Below are 17,864 nucleotides of genomic sequence, written 5' to 3' on the forward strand. Positions count from 1 at the left end.
GGCGCCCCCATCGCGTAGGGTCGCGCCGATCCGGCCCACAGCGAAAGGGAACAGCCATGGCGCAGCGACTGCATCTGGTCTTCGGCGGCGAGCTGGTCGATCCCACCAGCACGAAGTTCAAGAACGTCGACGACATCCACATGGTCGGCATCTTTCCCGATTACCAGAGCGCCTACAACGCCTGGAAGGCCGAGGCGCAGCGCACGGTGGACAACGCCCACACCCGCTACTTCATCGCCCACCTGCACCGCCTGCGCGACGAGGCCGCGGAGGCCTCGCCCACCGAGGAACTCGACAGCTGAGACCCGCCCCCGGCCTCGCCGCCTACCTGGCGCTGACCCGCAAGCCGCTGCGCGGGGCGGCCGCGGAGACCGAAGCGCGACCCGGGGAGGAAATTGTCTGGCTGCACCTGGGACGCCATGCGCGGCCGCGCGGGCTGGTCCAGCTCGGGCAGCGGATCGCGGCGCAGCGGCCAGGTCTCGCGCTGCTCTTCACCAGTGCGGACGACGCCCGGCCGGACACGCTGCCCGGCGAGGCCATCTGGCGACGCGTGCCGGACGAGAACAGCGCCGCGGCCGAGGCCTTCCTCGCCCACTGGCGTCCCGATTGCGGCATCTGGGGCGGGGGCGCCGTCCGGCCCGCGCTTCTGGCCTGCGCGGCACGGGCGGGCGTGCCCCTTCTGATGGTGGACGCCGAAGAGACGGGCCTTTCCCGGCGGCCGGTCCGGTTCCTGCCGCGCGTGGTGCCGGCGACCCTCGCCTTTTTCACCGCCTGCTTCGCGCGCACCGGTGCCGCCGGGCGGCGGCTGGAGCGTCTCGGCGTTCCCGAAAGCGAGATCACGGTGACGGGCCCGCTGCAGGAGGCCGGCGCGGCGCTGCCCTGCGACCTTCGCATGCTCGAGCGCCTCGGCGAGGCGCTGGCGGGGCGGCCGGTCTGGCTCGCCGCCCATGTCCAGCCCACCGAAATGCGAACCGTGCTGCGCGCCCATCGTGCGGCGGCACGCCTGTCGCACAGGCTTCTGCTCGTGCTGGCGCCGGCGGAGCGGACCGTCACCCCCGAGGTCGCAGCCGCGATGGCGACGGCGGCGGGGCTTTCCGTGGCACGGATGCGGGACGGGCCGCCCCAGGACCGAACTCAGGTGCTCGTGTCGGAGGGCCCGGGCGATCTCGGCTTGCTCTACCGCCTCGCCCCGGTCACCTTCATGGGAAGCTCCATCGAAACGGAGCGCGGCGGCGAGGATCCCTTCGCGCCGGCCGCGCTTGGCTCTGCGGTGATTCACGGGCCGAACGTGCGCCGCCACATCGACGCCTACGCGCGGCTCGACGCGGCGGCGGCGGCGCTTCGGATCGCGGATGCCGACGGCCTCGCCGCGGCGCTGGCGCAGCTTCTGGCGCCGGACCGCGCCGCGGCGATGGCCGAGGCCGCCTGGAGCGTCGCCTCCGAAGGGGCAGAGGCCACGGACCGTATCGTGGACCTCGTGCTCGACACGCTCGACCTGGGAAGGCTCACCTGATGCGCGCCCCTGCCTTCTGGTTCACCCCGCCCGACCGCCCGGACTGGCGCGCGCGCCTGCTCGCGCCTCTCGGGGCGCTGACGGCGCGGGCCACGGCGCGGCGCGTGGCCCGGGGGCCCGGCGCGCGGCCCGGCGCGCCGGTGATCTGCGTGGGCAACCTCAATGCCGGCGGCACGGGCAAGACGCCCACCGTCATGGCGCTCGTGCAGCGCCTCGCGGCGCAGGGCGTTGCGGCGCATGTCGTCTCGCGCGGTCACGGCGGGCGGCTGGAAGGCCCCGTGCGGGTGGACCCGCGCCGCCACGACGCCGCGGATGTGGGCGACGAGCCGCTGCTGCTGTCGGCCTTCGGCCCGGTCTGGGTGGCGCGGGACCGCGCCGCCGGCGCGCGCGCCGCCGCCGCGGCGGGCGCCGAGGCGATCCTTCTGGACGACGGGTTCCAGAACCCGGCGCTGGCCAAGGACCTCTCGATCGTGGTGGTGGACGCCGCGCTCGGCTTCGGCAACGGGCGCTGCCTTCCCGCCGGACCGCTGCGCGAGCCGGTGGAGGCGGGGCTGGCGCGCGCCGACATGCTGCTGTCCATCGGGGCGCCGCCCGCCCAGCGCGCCTTCGACGCGACATGGGGCGGGGCGATCCGCGTGCCGCATCTTCGCGGCCATCTCGCCACGCTCCAGACCGGCATGGACTGGGCCGGCGCGCGGCTTCTCGCCTTCGCGGGGATCGGCCATCCCGAGAAGTTCTTCGCGACGCTTCAGGGTCTCGGCGCGGAGCTCACCCGCGCCGAGGCGCTCCAGGATCACCAGCCGCTGACGCCCGCGCTGCTGGCCCGGCTGGAGCGGGAGGCGGCGGCCCGCGGCGCGCAACTCGTCACCACCGAGAAGGACGCTGTGCGCCTTCCGGCCGCCTTCCGGCCGAAGGTCCTGACCCTGCCGGTGCGCCTCGAACTGGTGGACTGGTCGCCGCTCGACGCCGCGCTCGCGGGCGTGGTGGAGACCGCGGAAGGCTAGGCCGCGCCGTCGTCCTCGCCGAGCTTCGGGGACGGGCGGCGCAGCGTGAGATCCGCATCCGAGAAGGCGAAGGGCGAGCGCACGCCGGGCACCCCGTCGAGGGTCACCTGCATGCCCCGGTGCCGCACCTGCGGGTCGGCGAAGACCTCGGCCATGTCGTTGATCGGTCCCGCCGGCACGCCCTCGGCCTCGCAGGCGGACAGAAGCGCGGCCTTGGACCAGCCCCGCGTCTGCGCCTCGAGCCGCGCGGAAAGCAGGTCGCGGCGTTGCACCCGGTCGGCGTTGGTCGCGAACTCCGCCGCCTCGCCGAGGTCGTCAGCGCCCAGAAGCCCGCAGAGCCGGCGATACTGCGCGTCGTTGCCGGTGGCGATGATGATGTGGCCGTCCGCGCAGGCGAAAACCTGGTAGGGCGCGAGATTCGGGTGGAAATTGCCCGTGCGCGCGGGCGGCGTTCCGGTAGCCAGATAGTTCATCGCCTGGTTCGCCGTGACCGCCACGGCGACGTCGAGGAGCGCCATGTCGACGTGCTGGCCCCGCCCCGTGCGCGCGCGCTGATGCAGGGCGGCGAGGATCGCGGTCGCGGCATAGACGCCCGTGAAGATGTCGGTGACCGCAACGCCCGCGCGCTGCGGCGGGCCGTCCGGATCGCCGGTGATCGACATGAACCCCGACATGCCCTGGATGATGTAGTCGTAGCCCGCCCGGTGGGCGTAGGGGCCGTCCTGCCCGAACCCGGTGACCGAACAATAGACCAGCCCGGGATGATCGGGCGCGAGGCTCGCGTAATCCAGCCCGTACTTGGCGAGCCCGCCCACCTTGAAGTTCTCGATCACCACGTCCGCCCCGGCCACCAGCTCCAGAACCCTGGCACGGCCCGCCTCGGTGCGGAAATCGGCGGTCACGCTCGCCTTGCCCCGATTGCAGGAATGGTAATAGGCGGCTTCGCGCGCGCCGTCACGCTCCACGAAGGGCGGCCCCCAGCGGCGCGTATCGTCCCCCTCGGGGCTTTCGACCTTCACCACCTCCGCTCCGAGGTCGGCGAGGACCTGGCCGGCCCAGGGACCGGCCAGGATGCGCGCCAGCTCGACGACACGGACCCCTTCGAGCGGGGCGGTCATTGCCCGGCGAGCTTTTCGTCCAGGATGCGGGCGAAATCGGAATAGCCCATGTTGGAGTATTTCTCGCCGTCTATGACGAAGCTCGGCGTGGCCTCGATGTCATGCTCGGTGGCGTTTTCCTGGTACCATGCGACGAGGGTCCGAAGCTTGTCCGCGTCGGTCAGGCAGGCCTCGATCCGGTCGTTGTCCATCCCCGCCATGCGCCCGATCTTGCGCAGTTCGTTGGCGATGGCGAGGTCGGAGCCCGCGCGCGACCATTCGCTCTGACCGTCGTAGATCAGGTCGACGATGCCGAAGTAGCGATCCGGCCCGGCGCAGCGCGCGATCAGCGAGGCCCACATGCCGTACTTGTCGAAATAGACCTCCCGGTGGATGAAACGGACCTTGCCGGTATCCACGTAGTTCTCCTTGATCTGCTCGAACGGCCCGGTGTGGAAGCTCGCGCAGTGCGGGCAGGTGAAAGAGGCGTATTCGATCACCGTCACCGGCGCGTCGGGATCGCCGAGCGCCATCTCGGTGACCGAGGAGGTGTCCACCTCCGCGCCCTGCGCCTCGGCCGCCATCGGCAGCCCTTCCGGAGCGCTTGGCGCGCGGGTGAGCCAGAAGGCGCCCCCCACAACGAGAACGAGCGCGAGCGCGGCGGGAACGATGTATCGTGTCATGGAATGTCTCTCCGTCAGGTGCTGCGGCCGGCGCGCTCGCGGGAGAGCACGTTCCGGGCCAGTGTCTCGAGCGCCTCGCGCAGGCCCTCGTCGGCCACGGGCGCGGCGAGGCTTTGGGCCTCGCGCTCGGTCCGGGGGTCGGGTGCGGGCGCGCGCCGCGCAGGCGCGGTGTAACCCGCCTGCGCTTCCGCGAAACCCTCGGGCGCGGTCTGGGTGATGCGCAGCCGGGCGATGGCGTTGTAGCCGTAGGCGGCGTTCACGCGGGCGCGCAGGCGTTCCTTCTGCATCTCCAGAACCGGAGCGTGGGCGCCCGTCGTCAGCAGCGTCAGCGTCGCGCCGAAGCCGCCCTGCGCGTAGCTGACCTTCACCGGGCGCGCCACGGCGGCCATGTCGGCGCCGGCGATCTCTTCCCACCTTGTGAGCAGACGGGACACGGCGAAGCCGCGCGCCTCGCCGGCGCGGCGGATGCGGGATTGCAGAAGAGTCGCGGCGCGGGCGAAACCGCGCGTGGTCGCGGGTCTGTCGATCACGGGTTGAATCCTTACCTCACCCCCTATTCTAAGGGACCAAGCGCCGCGCGCCAGCCCCTTCCGCCGCGAGGTCAGCCAACTCCATGTCACGCTTGCGTGAATCGCCTTCCGCCGATGAGCTTCTCGCCTGGTATGACCGCCATGCGCGGGCGCTTCCGTGGCGCGTGGGGCCGGCAGAGCGCGCGGAAGGGCGCCGGCCCGATCCCTACCGCGTCTGGCTGAGCGAGGTGATGCTTCAGCAGACCACCGTGGCCGCGGTACGCGGGTACTTTCACCGCTTCACCGAACGCTGGCCCACGGTAGAGGCGCTCGCCGCCGCCGAGGACGGCGCAGTGATGGGCGAGTGGGCCGGGCTCGGCTACTACGCGCGCGCCCGCAACCTGCTGAAATGCGCCCGCGTGGTGGCATCCGATCATGGTGGACGGTTCCCCGACAGCGCGGACGCGCTGCGGGCGCTGCCGGGCATCGGCCCCTATACCGCCGCGGCGATCGCCGCGATCGCGTTCGACCGGTCCGAGACCGTGGTGGACGGCAACGTGGAGCGGGTGATGGCGCGGCTGCACGATATCCGCACGCCCCTGCCCGCCGCGAAGCCCGAACTGACCGAGGCCGCGGCCCGCCTGACGCCCGATGCGCGGCCGGGCTGCTACGCCCAGGCGGTGATGGACCTCGGCGCCACGATCTGCACGCCGCGCAATCCCGCCTGCGGCATCTGCCCGTGGCGCGCGCCCTGCGCCGCGCGGGCCGAGGGCACGGCGGCCGGGCTGCCGCGCAAGACCCCGAAGAAACCGAAGCCGGTGCGCCACGGCATCGCCTACCTCGCCCGGCGGGTGGACGGGGCCTGGCTCTTGGAGCGGCGGCCCGACAGCGGCCTTCTGGGCGGGATGCTGGGCTGGCCCGGCACCGACTGGGCCGAGGGCGCACCCGATCCCGCGCCGCCGATCCGCGCGGAATGGCGCGACGCGGGCGCCGAGGCGCGGCACACCTTCACCCACTTTCACCTGCGCCTTGCGATTCGCACCGCGCTCGTCCCGATGGACCGTGCGCCCGAACGCGGGACGTTCCTGGACCCCGAGGTGTTCCGCCCGTCGGAACTGCCCACGGTCATGCGCAAGGCCTTCGACATCGCGCGAAAGTTGTAGCGCACCGCGATTTCGCCACAGTCTCTCCGCAAGCCTGCCACGGCTGCGCGCGACACCGCCCCAAAGTCACCAGGACGGATCAGGGCGATGTCGAATCACTCGGATTTCCAGGCGCGTCTTGCGCGGATCGAAGCGCGCCACGGGGCCGGCGCGCCGCTTGCCTCGACCGACGGTGGGGCGATCGGCGAGGACGAGGCGCAGGCCCGCCCGACGATGCGGTTCGGCGTGATCGTCGTCGGGCTCGTCACGGGACTCGGTCTCGGGCTCGCGGGGATGCTTTTTCTGATCTGAGCGCGGCCGCGGGCGCCGCACGGCGAAGGCCGGGGCACTTGGTGACGTTAGGTCGCCTCGCGGCCGGTGCGCCCGCCCGTCGCCACGCGGCCGTCCCGGTGCTAGTCTCGACGCCAGACATCACCAAGCGGTCGCACGCGCCATGCAGCAGCTTCACACGATCCCCGCCACGCAGCTGAGCCGCTGGCAGTCGGCCATGCCGTTCTGGCTGTCGCTGGCGCTGCCGCCGCTCGCGGCGTACGGTGCATGGGCCGGGGGCTGGAACGTGCTGCTGCTGCCGCTCGTGACCTGGTATCTCTTCGCCGCGGCCGACGCCGCGCTCGGGCGCGACAGCGGTAATGCCGACCCGGACACGCCCGACGAGGCGCTGCGCTGGTACAGCCTCGTCACCCGGGTCTGGGCGCCGGTGCAGTTCGTCACGCTTTTCGGTCTTCTCTGGTACGTCCCTCGGGCGGATCATCTGGGCACGCCCGAAACGGTGGCGCTGTTCTTCGGCGTGGGCGTCATCACCGGCACCATCGGGATCAATTACAGCCATGAGCTGATGCACCAGCGGAACCGGTGGGAACGCTGGCTGGGCGACGTCCTTCTCGCCATGGTGCTCTACTCCCATTTCCGCTCGGAACACCTGCTGGTGCACCATCGCTATGTCGGAACCCCCCGCGATCCGGTGACGGCGCGCTACAACGAGGGGTTCCACCGCTTCTTTCCAAGGGTGCTGCGCCAGTCCCTCGCCTCGGCCTTGCGGGCCGAGGCGCGAATGCTGGCGCGCAAGGGCCGGCCCTGGTGGGCGCGCGAAAACCCGTTCTGGCGCTACTGGGCGCTGCAAGGTTCGATGCTGGCGCTGGCCTTCGCCCTGTCGGGCTGGGCGGGCCTCGCGCTCTTTCTGTGGCAAGCCGTGATCGCGGTCTGGCAGCTCGAACTCGTCAATTACGTCGAGCATTACGGGCTGACGCGGAAGCATCTGGGCGACGGACGATACGAGCATGTGCAGCCGCACCATAGCTGGAACGCGTCGCACCGGGCGTCGAACTGGCTACTGATCAACCTGCAACGCCACTCGGATCATCATTACAAGCCGGATCGCCGGTTCCCGCTCTTGCAGACCTACACCGACCGGGAGGCGCCGCAGCTGCCCTACGGCTATCCGGTGATGACGATGGCGGCGATGGTTCCGCCGCTCTGGCGGCGGATCATGAACCCGCGCGTGCGCGCCTGGCGACGCCAGCACTACCCCGAGATCGCGGACTGGCACCCCTACAACAAGGCGCGCAACCCGCTGCCGCGCTAGCGTTCTGCACCTGATACAAGATGCCCTTGCGAAGGCAGGCGCCAAATCAGGACGCAGGTACCGCGGCTGGGAATGTCAGATGACGGCAGTCAGCCCCGGAGCGGAGCCAAAGCCCTTGGCTCGAATCTATCCTAGCTGACCTTCGCCGAGCAGGTCGCTAACGGGTACTATGCGGACTAAGCTGCGGGTCAATGCGACAGACCTAAATGACCGCTCCCAGCCCAAAGCGGCCGAAAACGCTTCGGGTCGAGGTTGCGATAGCTAACCTTCTCCGTCCAGTTGGCAAAATGGTAAGAGGCGGACAAAAACAACGTAAACGGATCGATTCAGACCCGAAGCCCTCCTTCACGCAATGTCGCTCGGAACGGTCACGCCGCTCGGAGCCTTGACATCAAAGACTGCGCCTCCTCATGCAGCATCGTAACGCGTGAAGACCTCTGTCGAGCCGTCCGGCAGGAGGAGATGGACGTCGTAGGCGTCGCGCCGGCTTTCGGGGCCCATGCCGGGGGACCCATAGGGCATGCCGGGGACGGCGAGGCCGACGGCCCTTGGCCGATCATCAAGTAGCCGCCGGATGTCGGCGACAGGAACATGGCCCTCGATCATGTAGCCCTCTATCGTGCCGGTGTGGCAGGACATCATCCTGATCGGAATGCCCTTGCCGATCTTGTAACGGGTCAGCGCCGTGCCGCGCGCGGCCTCCACGGTCACCGCGAAGCCTTCGGCTTCTAGAATCTCGATCCAGGCAGAGCAGCAGCCGCAGTTGGGGTCCTTCAGGACATGCATCGTCGGGCCGGCGGCACGGCCACGGCGCGGCAGGAGCGCCGTGGCTCCGAGAGTGGCGCTCCCGAAGAGAACGGCGCGGCGGGAGGCAAGTGTCTTTGTCATGGCGTGTTTCCTCGTGTCGGGCACGAGCGGTCCAAACGCCCGGCCCTTGAATGGTTTCACTTGACGGTGATCGGGCCGTGCATGCCGGCCTCCATGTGCCCCGGGATCAGACAGGCGAACTGGAAAGTGCCGGCATTGGAGAAGGTCCAGATGAGCTCGCCGCGCTTGCCGGGGCCAAGGCGCAGGGCGTTAGGATCGTCGTGATCCATCTGCCCCATCTCGGCCATCTCAACCATCTCCTCCATGTGGGCGAGGTTGTTCTCTTCCGTGCCAAGCACGATCTCGTGCTCGAGATCGCCGATGTTGGTCACCGCGAAGCGAATGGTCTCGCCTTCCTCGACCGGGAGCGCGGCAGGATCGAACCCCATACCCGTGTCGGTCTCCAGCATCCGGATCTCGACGGTGCGGTCGACCTCGGCGGCTGCGCCAGGCTGGCCCACGGGAAGGCTGTCATCATGGGAATGATCGCCTGATCCAGCGGCGAACGCCGCACCGGCGGAAAGGATCAAGGCGGATGCGAGTGTGAAATTCTTCATTTTGGTCTCCTGAAGAGATGCGCCCCGGCAGGGCGAGGAACTACGATTGCCAAAAAGCGCCCGGCGCCGCTGCGCAGGCCCCTTGGTTTCCGGTAAGTATTGGAGGTTCAGAGGAGAGCGGCCGGGGGCCGGTAGAGGCTTTCCAGAGGTGAGGCGGGGCGACTCCTTCCAGCCGAGGGCGCATAAAGCGCCCAAGTGAGCCCGTTGGGGCGTCCCGCGATCAGCTCGGCCTCCTCGATCCAGTTGCAGGCGTGGATACCGCATGAGACGTGAAGTGGCTCTTGGGCCCGGTCGCCATGGTCACCCCATGCCGGCTCGGAAGTCTCCAGGGTAGCATCCGCATGATGAGAGGCCGGCGCAGCGCCCTCGCAATAGTCATGCCGGGTGGGGACGTGTTCCATCTGAGCCGCGGCCAACACCGTAGCGGGCAGCAAGAGCGCAACGCAGAGCACTCGCAGGAGCTGAACCAGAAATATCACAGGGCTAAATATACCCGCGCAGATGCCACGGTAGCAACCCGCCCCAAATTATGTCCGCGCTTCCGCTTTGATACACATTAGGCATGAGCACGAGGTGTGGTCCATCGCCGCCTCTCAGCGGGTGCAGCTTCCACGGCTTGCGCCGCACGCTTCACGAAAGGCCGCTATCAGGAAATCGCCCAAACTTTGCAATTGTCACTATCTGCGCATAGCTGTCATTGATGCGCCGCGCAGCATCGGTCAATCCGGGCTCTAAACGTGCCTTAGCTGCACGCAGCTTGAAGGTCCGCTTTCGGGAAGCTGCCCAACCTTTGCAAACTACGACCCCGCGCAAAGCCGTCGCTCTCACCTTTGCCGAGCGGCGGAGGTTCACCGGAGGCGATCCGGGGAACTCACGTCAGGCGCAGAACGCTAGATCAGCGACGCCCCCGGCATCAGCGCACCAGCACCGGCGCCGCGCCGACGTGGCTGTCGGCCTCCAGCGCGTTCAGCAGGAAATCCGCCACGTCCGCGCGGCTGATGATCCCGTTGCGCCAGTCCGCCTTCTCGGTCAGCACCTTGTAGCGCCCGGTATGCGGCCCGTTGGTCAGGATGCCCGGGCGCACGATCGTCCAGTCGAGATCGCTTGCCTTGATGAGCTCTTCCTGACGCGTCTTGTCGTCGTAGGCGCGCCCCATCACGGCGCGGAACGGCAATCTTTCCGCAAGGCTCAGCCGTTCGGAGCTTTCGCCCGCGCCGAAGCCCGTGACGGCCAGCAGGCGCCGCACCCCCGCGGCCGACATCAGCGGCAGGAGCGCCTGGGTGGCCGTCGAGAAGAGCGCCACCGGCTTCGTGATGAAATCGAGGTTCTTCGGCACGCCGAGCGCGAGGATCACGGCGTCCACCCCCTCCAGCGCGGGCCGGAGGTCGGCTGGATCCGTGGCGTCGCCCGGCACCGGTTCCAGCCGCTCGCTGTCGAGCGCGATCTTGTCGGCGCTGCGGGCCATGGCGCGCACCGTGAAACCGCGTTCCAGCGCCTGGCGCGTCACTTCAAGGCCGATGCCGCGGCTCGCGCCGATCACGAGTATCCGTTTCATTGCGGGCTCCCCTTGCCGTCCCGCCCGAACAGATAGCACGAACGGCGCATAAAAAAGGGCCCCGCCGGAAGGGCGGGGCCAGGTCGGCGCGCTGTCAGGCGACAGGCACCGGCGGTGTTCGGAGACTCAGTTGGGCCGTGCGGCCATCTCGGCGCGCAGCTGCTGGCGCAGCACGTCGATCGGCACCGTCTTGCCGTCGCGCCGGAAACACCAGTAGGTCCACCCGTTGCAGGAGGGCGCACCCTCCAGCGCCGCGCCCACCTGGTGGATCGATCCCTTCACCTGGTCGGCCACCAGCGTGCCGTCCGCGCGGACCTTGGCGCTCTTGCCGCTGAGAGAGGTCAGCACCTCGCCCGGCCGCAGCATCCCGCGCTCCACGAGCTGGCCGAAGGGCACCCGCGGCTCCGCGCGCCGCGACGGGCTCACCTCCAGCGCAGAGCGATCGTAGGGCCGCACGGCGCGCAGCCGCTTCGCGGCGAGCTCGCGGTAGCCCGCGTCCCGCTCGATGCCGATGAAGTCGCGCCCGAGCATCCGGGCGACCGCGCCGGTGGTGCCGGTGCCGAAGAACGGATCGAGCACCAGATCCCCGGGATTTGTGCAGCCGACGAGAACACGATGCAGCAGCGCCTCGGGCTTCTGGGTCGGATGCGCCTTGCCGCCGGCCTCGTCCTTAAGGCGCTCATGTCCGGTGCAAAGCGGGATCACCCAGTCCGAGCGCATCTGGATGCCCTCGTTCAACGCCTTGAGCGCCTCGTAGTTGAAGGTGTATTTCGCGCCTTCCTCACGGCTTGCCCAGATCAGCGTCTCGTGGGCGTTGGTGAAGCGCTTGCCCCGGAAGTTCGGCATCGGGTTCGACTTGCGCCAGACAACGTCGTTGAGGATCCAGAAGCCCGCGTCCTGCAAGGCCGCGCCCAGGCGGAAGATGTTGTGGTAGGAGCCGATCACCCAGATCGCGCCCCCGGGCCTCAGGACGCGCCGCGCCTCGGCGAGCCAGGCACGCGAGAAGGCGTCGTAGGCCGCGAAGCTGTCGAAGCGGTCCCAGTCGTCGTCCACCGCGTCCACCCGGCTGTTGTCCGGGCGGTGCAGGTCCCCGCGAAGCTGCAGGTTGTAGGGCGGATCGGCGAAGACGAGGTCCACCGACGCCTCCGGAAGCGTCTTCATGGCCTCGATGCAGTCGCCGGCAAGGATCTCGTTGCGCGGCACGGCGGCCGCGGTCTCGCGCGTTGTCATCGTGTTTTCTCTGCCTCTGTCCCCGGCGCGGTTCGGTCCGCGCTCGTCTGGTGAGACCGAAGATGAGTCAAAGGCGATTCGCGGTCAATTTCTTTTTCGAATCAGGGACTTATCGTTTTCGCTTGATACAATATCTTGTGCACCGGCGCGAAGGACCGCCTATGGTGTGGGGAGGGTCCGAGATCTTGAAGCGCCGCGATGTGGCTTTTCGACCCGTATCCCATGTTCGTCTCCCAGCCATAACCCGGGAACTGTTGCGCAAGCTCCAGCATCAGCGCGTCGCGCGCCACCTTGGCCATGATGCCCGCCGCCGCGATCGAACAGCACACCCCGTCGCCGCCGACGATCGCGTCCGCGCCGCAGGGCAACGCGGCGGGCAGGCGGTTGCCGTCCACGAGAAGGTGCTGGGGCGGGCGGGACAGGCCGGCCACGGCGCGCGACATGGCCAGATGCGCGGCGTGCAGGATGTTGAGTTCGTCGATCTCCTCGACGCTGGCATGGGCGACGCAGACCTCGCCCGCGGCGGTGATCTCGGCGGCAAGTTCGACGCGGCGCGCCGGCGGCAGCCGCTTGGAATCGTCCAGCCCTTCGGGGACCCGCGCCGGATCGAAGATGACGGCCGCCGCCGTCACCGGCCCGGCGAGCGGACCCCGCCCGGCCTCGTCCAGCCCGGCCACGCGAAGCAGCCCACGGCCATGCAGCGCGCGCTCGAGGGTGAAGTCGGGACGGTCCATGCATCACGGGATGCCGCCCGAAACGGGCCGAAGGCAAGTCGAAAATGGGGGCGCGCCCTGCCAGCCGCGCGCCCCCGGTCGCCGGCACCGCCCGGCGGCGCCGGCCTGCTCACCCCCGATCGAGGCGCCAGCCTTCGGCGCGCATGCAGCGTGCGGCGTAGCCCAGCGTACGGCCGTGGAAGGTGCGATAGCGCTGAAGACAGGCCCCCGGCAGCCGGTCCGACCGCGGCACCGCGCGCACGGCGCAGTCGCGGTCGATGTAGCGGCGCACGCCGTTGCGGCCCTCGATCGTGCGCAGGCAGCGCGGCGGAACGGTCTTGGCAAGCTGCGGGCGCGCGGGCGCCGCGCGGCGCCGCTCGTCCTTGCGATTCTCCTGGATCGCCTTTCCGATGATGGCGATCGCCGCCACGCCCAGAAGAACGCGGGCGAGGTCGTCCTGGTCGGCCGCCCGGGCGGGCTGTGCGGCCAGGGAGGTGATCGTCAGGCTGGCCGCCAGAACGGCGGCGACGAAACGTCGGGACATGAGAGGACTCCTTTTCTGCGTCCGGTGCCACGGCCGCGTCCGGCGGCGCGGGGCCTGTGCGATCCCTCTTCCGCCCGGTCCGGCGCGGCAGGCAATAACCGGCCCCCGCTATCCGATAGCGCCCCCGCCCAGGCGCCGCGTTATTGAAAAGCCGCGGGCTTGGGCGCAGTGTCTGGCGCATGAAAAGACATGCCATCCTCCCCGCACTCCTCTTGATCGCGACGGCGCTCGCGGCAACGCCCGCCGCGGCGCAGTGCTTCGCCGATTACAAGGCAAAGCAGGACGCGCCCCTGCGCCTGCATTACGGAACCGCCGAGATCGCGGGGCAGTGCACGCCCGCCGCCGCGGCCGAGGCGCTCGCGCCGCGCCTCGCGGCGGCGGGCTGGACGCTGCTCAACGTGGTCTCGGTCTTCGGCCCCGAGGGCCTCGCGGAAAGGAAAGAAAGTGCCGGCGCCTTCCACCTCCGGTTCTGAGGCGCGCCGCCCCGGCGCGCGCCTCGTCGGCGCGGGCATCGCCGCGATCCTCGCGCTGCTCGCGGGGGCGGCGGCGCTGCTGCTCGTCACGCTGCCCGACGGGGACGCCTTCAACGCGCGCGTCGAACGCATCTTCGTGGAGAACGACGACCTCACCAGCCAGGCCGAGATCAAGCTTCTCGAGATCCTCGCGCAATCCGGCACGGCGTTCTCGGACACGCTGGCGGGCTATCGCGTGGTGATCGTGGTGCTGCTGGTCTTCGCCGCCGCGATGCTGGTGGCCGCGCTCGTTTTCCTGGTGATGCTCGTGGCGCTCAACCGACGCATGGCGCAGATCGAACGCGCGGGCATCCAGGTGAACTCGCTCCTCATCAGCCGCGAGGAGAATACCGTCTATCTCAACAATCTCGGGCTCACCCTCACCCCCGCCGCGATGGAGACGCTGAGCGCGCTGGCCGAGGCGCGCATGGACGACGAGGTCCTGACCGGGGCCGAGATCGAGGCGGTGATCTCCGGGCGGCACGCCTCGGACTGCGACGAAGCCGCGGGCGCGACGCGCATCAAGCGGCTGCGCGACGGGCTGGGCAACCAGCTGGTGAGCGCGCTTCTGGTGCGCAACATCGCCCGGCGCGGCTACATGCTGGCCGTGGACAAGGACGCGATCCGGGTGATCTGAGCGCCGCCCGCCTCAGCTCTCGGTCAGTTTCAGCTCGATCCGGCGGTTCTGCGCCCGCGCCTCCGGCGTGTCGGCCGGGTTGATCGGCTGGTATTCCCCGAAACCGTTGGCCGAAAGCCGCTCGGGCGGCATGCCGTGGGTCTCGATCAGGTCGCGCACAACCGAAAGCGCCCGCGCCTGGCTGAGTTCCCAGTTGTCCTCGAACTCCGCGTCCGCGCGCACGGGCACCGTGTCGGTGTGCCCGTCCACGCGCAGGATCCAGTCGATCCCCGGCGGGATGTCGTCCATCACGTTCTTCAGGATATCCGCCACCTGGGCGACCTCGGCGCGCCCCTCCTCCGACAGTTCCGCCGCGCCCGGCGCGAAAAGCACCTCGGAGGCGAAGACGAACCGGTCGCCCTCGATCCGCACGCCCTCCTGCGCGCCCAGAAGCTCCCGCAGGCGGCCGAAGAACTCCGAGCGGTAGAGCTCAAGGTCTTCCTTCTCCGCCTCGAGGCGGGCGGCGCGCTCCTCCTCCAGCTGGCGGCGGCGGCGCTCCTCGGCGGCGGCACGGGCCAGCGCGGCGTTGAGTTCTGCGCCCAGGTTCTCGATTTGCACCTCCTGCGCGGCGTCCGCGGCGCGGGACGCCGCGAGAAGCTCCTGCAGCCGCTCGATCTGGCGGTTGAGTTCGCGGACCTGGCTGTTGAGCAGCGCCGTCCGTTCCTGCGCCTCGGTCGCCGCGCTCTGCTGGCGCGCGAGTTCGCGGTTCGCGGTGGCCAGAAGCGCATCGCGCCGGTCGCGCGCCTCGGCCAGCCGATCGGCCTCTTCCTCGGCGGCGAGCCGCGCGGCAGCGGCGGCGCGCAACTCCTCCGCGAGATCGGCGCGCCGCGCCTCCGCGTCCTCGCGCGCGGCGATGGCCGCGGCGAGCCGCTGGCCCAGATCCTCGCGCGCCGTTTCCGCCGCGAGCGAGGCGGCGAGCGCCTCGGCGAGCCGGCGCTCGAGGTCGCTCCGGCGGTCCTCGGCGCGGGCCGCCTGGGCGTCGCGGGCGTCTTCGGCCTCGGCAAGCGCCTGCTCGAGTTCGCCCACACGTGTCTTGAGCGTCTCGGCGCGGGCCTCCGCCCCGCCGGCGTCCCGCCGCGCGGCCTCCAGCGCCTCGATACGGGCGCGCGCGGTTTCGAGTTCCCTGCGAAGCGTCGCGGCCTCGCCCTCCCGGGCGGCGATCCGTTCGAGCGCGCTGGCCAGCCGGGCCTCGAGATCCGCCGCCTCGGCGCGGAGCGTTTCGGCGGCCGCCTCGGCCTCCTCCCCAGCCTCGGCGCGCAGCAGCGCGGCGGCCAGCGCCGCCTCCGCCTCGCTGAGCTCCGATTGCGCGGCCGCGGCGTCGGAGCGGGCCTCGGCCAGCGCGCTCTCGCGGCTCTCCAGCCGGGCGAGCGCCAGCGCGAGACGCTCTTCGAGGTCCGCGACCTCGCCCGCCCGCGCGCGGGCCCGGGTTTCCGCCGCCTCGGCCTCCTCCCGCGCGGCGGCGAGATCGGCCTCGAGCCCCTCCTGGGCAAGGAGCGCGGCGGCGAGCTTCGTGTCGAGATCCTCCTGCGCGGCCTCGGCGGCGGCCAGAAGCGCGAGCGTCTCCTCCGCGCGGCGGCGCTCCTCCCCGAGGCGGAGGGTCATGGCCGTGAGTTCCGCCTCCGAGTTCTCCAGCCGTTCGCGCAACCGTTCGGCCGCCGCGGCCTCCGCGAGCCGCGCGGCCTCCTCCTCGCTGAGGGCCTCCTGCAGGTCGCTCACCCGGCTTTCCAGCGCGGCCTGCATCTCCGCGCCCTCGGCCGTCTCGGCGCGCAGATCGGCCACCAGCGCCTCCAGCGCCTCGCGGCGGGCTGCGGCGAGGCGGGCGGCCTCGGCGGCGGCGTCGATCTCGTCGCGGGCGGTGGCCAGCGCGGTTTCCAGCGCGTCACGCTCGGAACTCAGCGCCGCGCGCTCCTCCTCGAGCCCGGCGATCGCCGCGCGATCCGCCTCGCGCTCGGCCAGGAGGCTCGCCACCTGCTCCTCGAAGCTCGCGATTTCCGCGCGCGCATCGCCCAGCGCCTCGGCCTGCGCATCGCGCTCGGCCCTGAGGCTGTCGATGAGCGCGGCCTGCCGTTCCGATTCCCGCTCTCTCGCCGCCAGCGTGGCCGAGATCTCGCCCAGATCGTCCTCGAGCTCGGCATTGCGGCGCTGCGCGAGCCCGAGCGCCCGGGCAAGCTGCGTGACCTCCGCCGACAGCGTGTCGAGCTCGCTCTCCTGCCCCGAGATTTCCTCGGTCAGCACGAACTGCACCACCATGAAGATCGTGAGCACGAAGATGAGCACGAGCAGCAGGCCGGTCATCGCATCGACGAAACCGGGCCAGATCGAGGCCTGGAACCTGTTGCCGGGGCGCCGCGAGAGCGCCATGGCTCAGCCCTCCCCGCCCTTGGCCTCGCGCGGGGCGTCCGCGCTGCGCGGGCGCAGCGCCGCGGCGCGGTTGCCTGCGGCGATCTGGCCGACGGCGCGGGTCAGCGCCGCGAGGTCGGTGCGAAGCTCGGCCATGCTTTCCTGGCGGCCGGCCGACATCTCCTCCAGCAGTCGCAGAAGCTGCACGTCGATCGAGCGCAGGCGCATCCGGCTTTCCGCGTCGATGCCCGTCTCGGCCCGGTCCTGGTTCTCCAGCACCTCGGCAAGCCGCTCGTGGCCCTCGGCCACCCGCACCAGCGCCGAAGTGGACGGCGTCATCGCCTCGATCCGCTCGGTCATGCGCTCGACCGAGTCGGCGAGCTGGGCCAGCTTCTCGTCCACCAGCGCGCGGCTTTCGTCGGACTGGGCGAACACCTGCCGAAGCTGTTCCATCTGATCGGCCATCTGGTCGATCACGGCGACGACCGCGGCGGTCTCGCCCTGGTCCTCGCTTTCGCTGGCAAAGCCCAGCCGCGTGATCGAGGAAAGCCATTCCTCCAGCTCCCGGTAGAAGCGGTTCTGCCCGTGGCTTGCAAAGAGCTCGAGCAGGCCGACGACGAGCGAGCCGGTCAGGCCCAGGAGCGAGGACGCGAAGGCGATCCCCATGCCGCCCAGCTGCGCCTCGAGGCCGGTCATCAGGCGGTTGAAGACCTGCACGCCTTCCTCGCCCTCCTGCGGCGCGAGGCCGCGGATCGTGTCCACCACCGCCGGGACGGTGGTCGCGAGGCCATAGAAGGTGCCGAGCAGGCCGAGAAAGATGAGCGTGTTGACGATGTAGCGGGTGATCTCGCGCGCCTCCTCGATCCGCGTGGCGACGGAGTCGAGGATCGAGCGCGTGGAGGTGGCGGAGATCTGCATCCGCTTTGCCCGCGACCGCAGCAGCGTGCCGAGCGGCGCCAGAAGCTGCGGTGCGCGGGTGTCCGCCGCGCCCGGCCGCCCCTCGGCGAAGGCCTCGATCCAGCGCACGGAGGCGATGAGCTGGAAGACCTGCCAGAAACAGGCGAAGACGCCGATCACGAACACGATGAAGATGAAGCCGTTGAGCCACGGATTGGCCTGGAACACCGGCAGCACGCGCGGCAGCGCCACGAAGGCGCCGAACGCCGTCAGCCCGAGCGCGACCAGCATCAGGACGATCTGGCGGACGGGTTGGGAGAAGTGCGGCGCCGCCTCTAGGTCGGGCTGGTGCATCAGGGACAGGCTCCTGAAGCTTGGCTGTCGGCGCGCACCCTACGGGCTAAAGCGAGGCAAGCCAAGGC

The 17,864-nt window shown here is 70.5% G+C and carries 19 protein-coding genes; 8 read left to right on the top strand and 11 right to left on the bottom strand.

Translation table 11 applies throughout. From position 1 onward, the window contains the following. Nucleotides 1-56 precede the first annotated feature (56 nt). From AB6A69_RS12690 to lpxK, 3 genes are all read left to right on the top strand, one after another. Nucleotides 57-302, top strand: a complete 246-nt coding sequence (locus AB6A69_RS12690; RefSeq protein WP_371038226.1) for a DUF4170 domain-containing protein — start codon at nucleotides 57-59, stop codon at nucleotides 300-302. A gap of 92 nt (nucleotides 303-394) precedes the next feature. Further along, nucleotides 395-1,513 (top strand): 3-deoxy-D-manno-octulosonic acid transferase, encoded by a 1,119-nt coding sequence (locus tag AB6A69_RS12695; RefSeq protein WP_371061146.1) that lies wholly within the window; start codon nucleotides 395-397, stop codon nucleotides 1,511-1,513. Next, entirely contained in the window at nucleotides 1,513-2,517 is a 1,005-nt protein-coding gene (gene lpxK / locus AB6A69_RS12700) for a tetraacyldisaccharide 4'-kinase (RefSeq protein ID WP_371061043.1), read from the top strand. Before AB6A69_RS12695 ends, lpxK begins: the two co-directional genes overlap by 1 nt. Here lpxK and AB6A69_RS12705 read toward each other — a convergent pair. From AB6A69_RS12705 to AB6A69_RS12715, 3 genes are read right to left on the bottom strand one after another with little or no spacing between them, the layout of a single operon-like run. After that, entirely contained in the window at nucleotides 2,514-3,635 is a 1,122-nt protein-coding gene (locus AB6A69_RS12705) for a CaiB/BaiF CoA transferase family protein (RefSeq protein ID WP_371061044.1), read from the bottom strand. The two genes, lpxK and AB6A69_RS12705, sit on opposite strands and share 4 nt — an antisense overlap. Continuing rightward, entirely contained in the window at nucleotides 3,632-4,297 is a 666-nt protein-coding gene (locus tag AB6A69_RS12710) for a DsbA family protein (protein WP_371061045.1), read from the bottom strand. Before AB6A69_RS12710 ends, AB6A69_RS12705 begins: the two co-directional genes overlap by 4 nt. Before the next feature lie 14 nt (nucleotides 4,298-4,311). After that, complete coding sequence (locus tag AB6A69_RS12715; protein ID WP_371055198.1) at nucleotides 4,312-4,827, bottom strand: DUF721 domain-containing protein; 516 nt, start codon at nucleotides 4,825-4,827, stop codon at nucleotides 4,312-4,314. 83 nt (nucleotides 4,828-4,910) lie between these two features. Between AB6A69_RS12715 and mutY the strand changes: the two genes are divergently transcribed. The 3 genes from mutY (at nucleotide 4,911) to AB6A69_RS12730 (ending at nucleotide 7,551) form a co-directional block, all read left to right on the top strand. Continuing rightward, a complete protein-coding gene (mutY, locus tag AB6A69_RS12720) occupies nucleotides 4,911-5,969 on the top strand; it encodes an A/G-specific adenine glycosylase (protein WP_371061046.1) in 1,059 nt (352 codons plus the stop codon). 87 nt (nucleotides 5,970-6,056) lie between these two features. After that, a complete protein-coding gene (locus AB6A69_RS12725; protein WP_371061047.1) occupies nucleotides 6,057-6,260 on the top strand; it encodes a hypothetical protein in 204 nt (67 codons plus the stop codon). A 142-nt stretch (nucleotides 6,261-6,402) separates the two neighbouring features. Beyond that, the gene (locus AB6A69_RS12730) at nucleotides 6,403-7,551 is read left to right on the top strand and encodes an alkane 1-monooxygenase (RefSeq protein WP_371061048.1); all 1,149 of its coding nucleotides are present in this window, start codon (nucleotides 6,403-6,405) and stop codon (nucleotides 7,549-7,551) included. A 408-nt stretch (nucleotides 7,552-7,959) separates the two neighbouring features. Here the strand turns inward: AB6A69_RS12730 and AB6A69_RS12735 are convergent, their stop codons facing one another. The 6 genes from AB6A69_RS12735 to AB6A69_RS12760 form a co-directional block, all read right to left on the bottom strand. Continuing rightward, entirely contained in the window at nucleotides 7,960-8,439 is a 480-nt protein-coding gene (locus AB6A69_RS12735; RefSeq protein WP_371061049.1) for a DUF411 domain-containing protein, read from the bottom strand. Nucleotides 8,440-8,495: 56 nt separating this feature from the next. Beyond that, nucleotides 8,496-8,975 carry a plastocyanin/azurin family copper-binding protein gene (locus tag AB6A69_RS12740; protein WP_371061050.1) on the bottom strand — a complete coding sequence of 160 codons (480 nt, stop codon included), beginning with the start codon at nucleotides 8,973-8,975 and terminating at the stop codon, nucleotides 8,496-8,498. A 913-nt stretch (nucleotides 8,976-9,888) separates the two neighbouring features. Beyond that, nucleotides 9,889-10,530 (bottom strand): NAD(P)-dependent oxidoreductase, encoded by a 642-nt coding sequence (locus tag AB6A69_RS12745; protein WP_371061051.1) that lies wholly within the window; start codon nucleotides 10,528-10,530, stop codon nucleotides 9,889-9,891. Nucleotides 10,531-10,656: 126 nt separating this feature from the next. Beyond that, a complete protein-coding gene (locus AB6A69_RS12750; protein ID WP_371038216.1) occupies nucleotides 10,657-11,760 on the bottom strand; it encodes a site-specific DNA-methyltransferase in 1,104 nt (367 codons plus the stop codon). Between the two features lie 101 nt (nucleotides 11,761-11,861). Further along, the gene (locus AB6A69_RS12755) at nucleotides 11,862-12,494 is read right to left on the bottom strand and encodes a ribonuclease HII (protein ID WP_371061052.1); all 633 of its coding nucleotides are present in this window, start codon (nucleotides 12,492-12,494) and stop codon (nucleotides 11,862-11,864) included. A 109-nt stretch (nucleotides 12,495-12,603) separates the two neighbouring features. Then, nucleotides 12,604-13,017 (bottom strand): hypothetical protein, encoded by a 414-nt coding sequence (locus tag AB6A69_RS12760; RefSeq protein ID WP_371061053.1) that lies wholly within the window; start codon nucleotides 13,015-13,017, stop codon nucleotides 12,604-12,606. Between the two features lie 179 nt (nucleotides 13,018-13,196). Here AB6A69_RS12760 and AB6A69_RS12765 point away from each other — a divergent pair, with 179 nt between their 5' ends. Continuing rightward, a complete protein-coding gene (locus AB6A69_RS12765; RefSeq protein ID WP_371061054.1) occupies nucleotides 13,197-13,490 on the top strand; it encodes a hypothetical protein in 294 nt (97 codons plus the stop codon). Continuing rightward, complete coding sequence (locus AB6A69_RS12770; RefSeq protein WP_371038212.1) at nucleotides 13,462-14,166, top strand: transcriptional regulator; 705 nt, start codon at nucleotides 13,462-13,464, stop codon at nucleotides 14,164-14,166. The genes AB6A69_RS12765 and AB6A69_RS12770 overlap by 29 nt, the downstream gene beginning before the upstream one ends. Nucleotides 14,167-14,178: 12 nt before the next feature. On the opposite strand, the gene AB6A69_RS12775 is transcribed toward AB6A69_RS12770, so the two are convergent. Beyond that, nucleotides 14,179-16,566, bottom strand: coding sequence for a peptidoglycan -binding protein (locus AB6A69_RS12775; protein WP_371061055.1), 2,388 nt, complete (start codon nucleotides 16,564-16,566; stop codon nucleotides 14,179-14,181). 3 nt (nucleotides 16,567-16,569) lie between these two features. Further along, nucleotides 16,570-17,796 carry a biopolymer transporter ExbB gene (locus AB6A69_RS12780; protein WP_371055206.1) on the bottom strand — a complete coding sequence of 409 codons (1,227 nt, stop codon included), beginning with the start codon at nucleotides 17,794-17,796 and terminating at the stop codon, nucleotides 16,570-16,572. Between the last annotated feature and the right edge of the window lie 68 nt (nucleotides 17,797-17,864).

It is taken from the genome of Rhodosalinus sp. 5P4, from assembly GCF_041365695.1.
GTDB lineage: Bacteria > Pseudomonadota > Alphaproteobacteria > Rhodobacterales > Rhodobacteraceae > Rhodosalinus.

Excerpts from the sequence above, each read along its gene's own strand:
- AB6A69_RS12690 (WP_371038226.1), top strand. The coding sequence starts at position 57 with ATGGCGCAGCGACTGCATCTGGTCTTCGGCGGCGAGCTGGTCGATCCC.
- AB6A69_RS12775 (WP_371061055.1), bottom strand. The coding sequence starts at position 16,566 with ATGGCGCTCTCGCGGCGCCCCGGCAACAGGTTCCAGGCCTCGATCTGG.
- AB6A69_RS12725 (WP_371061047.1), top strand. The coding sequence starts at position 6,057 with ATGTCGAATCACTCGGATTTCCAGGCGCGTCTTGCGCGGATCGAAGCG.
- AB6A69_RS12760 (WP_371061053.1), bottom strand. The coding sequence starts at position 13,017 with ATGTCCCGACGTTTCGTCGCCGCCGTTCTGGCGGCCAGCCTGACGATC.
- AB6A69_RS12705 (WP_371061044.1), bottom strand. The coding sequence starts at position 3,635 with ATGACCGCCCCGCTCGAAGGGGTCCGTGTCGTCGAGCTGGCGCGCATC.
- AB6A69_RS12765 (WP_371061054.1), top strand. The coding sequence starts at position 13,197 with ATGAAAAGACATGCCATCCTCCCCGCACTCCTCTTGATCGCGACGGCG.
- AB6A69_RS12750 (WP_371038216.1), bottom strand. The coding sequence starts at position 11,760 with ATGACAACGCGCGAGACCGCGGCCGCCGTGCCGCGCAACGAGATCCTT.
- lpxK (WP_371061043.1), top strand. The coding sequence starts at position 1,513 with ATGCGCGCCCCTGCCTTCTGGTTCACCCCGCCCGACCGCCCGGACTGG.
- AB6A69_RS12755 (WP_371061052.1), bottom strand. The coding sequence starts at position 12,494 with ATGGACCGTCCCGACTTCACCCTCGAGCGCGCGCTGCATGGCCGTGGG.
- AB6A69_RS12710 (WP_371061045.1), bottom strand. The coding sequence starts at position 4,297 with ATGACACGATACATCGTTCCCGCCGCGCTCGCGCTCGTTCTCGTTGTG.
- AB6A69_RS12735 (WP_371061049.1), bottom strand. The coding sequence starts at position 8,439 with ATGACAAAGACACTTGCCTCCCGCCGCGCCGTTCTCTTCGGGAGCGCC.
- AB6A69_RS12740 (WP_371061050.1), bottom strand. The coding sequence starts at position 8,975 with ATGAAGAATTTCACACTCGCATCCGCCTTGATCCTTTCCGCCGGTGCG.
- AB6A69_RS12730 (WP_371061048.1), top strand. The coding sequence starts at position 6,403 with ATGCAGCAGCTTCACACGATCCCCGCCACGCAGCTGAGCCGCTGGCAG.
- AB6A69_RS12745 (WP_371061051.1), bottom strand. The coding sequence starts at position 10,530 with ATGAAACGGATACTCGTGATCGGCGCGAGCCGCGGCATCGGCCTTGAA.
- mutY (WP_371061046.1), top strand. The coding sequence starts at position 4,911 with ATGTCACGCTTGCGTGAATCGCCTTCCGCCGATGAGCTTCTCGCCTGG.
- AB6A69_RS12780 (WP_371055206.1), bottom strand. The coding sequence starts at position 17,796 with ATGCACCAGCCCGACCTAGAGGCGGCGCCGCACTTCTCCCAACCCGTC.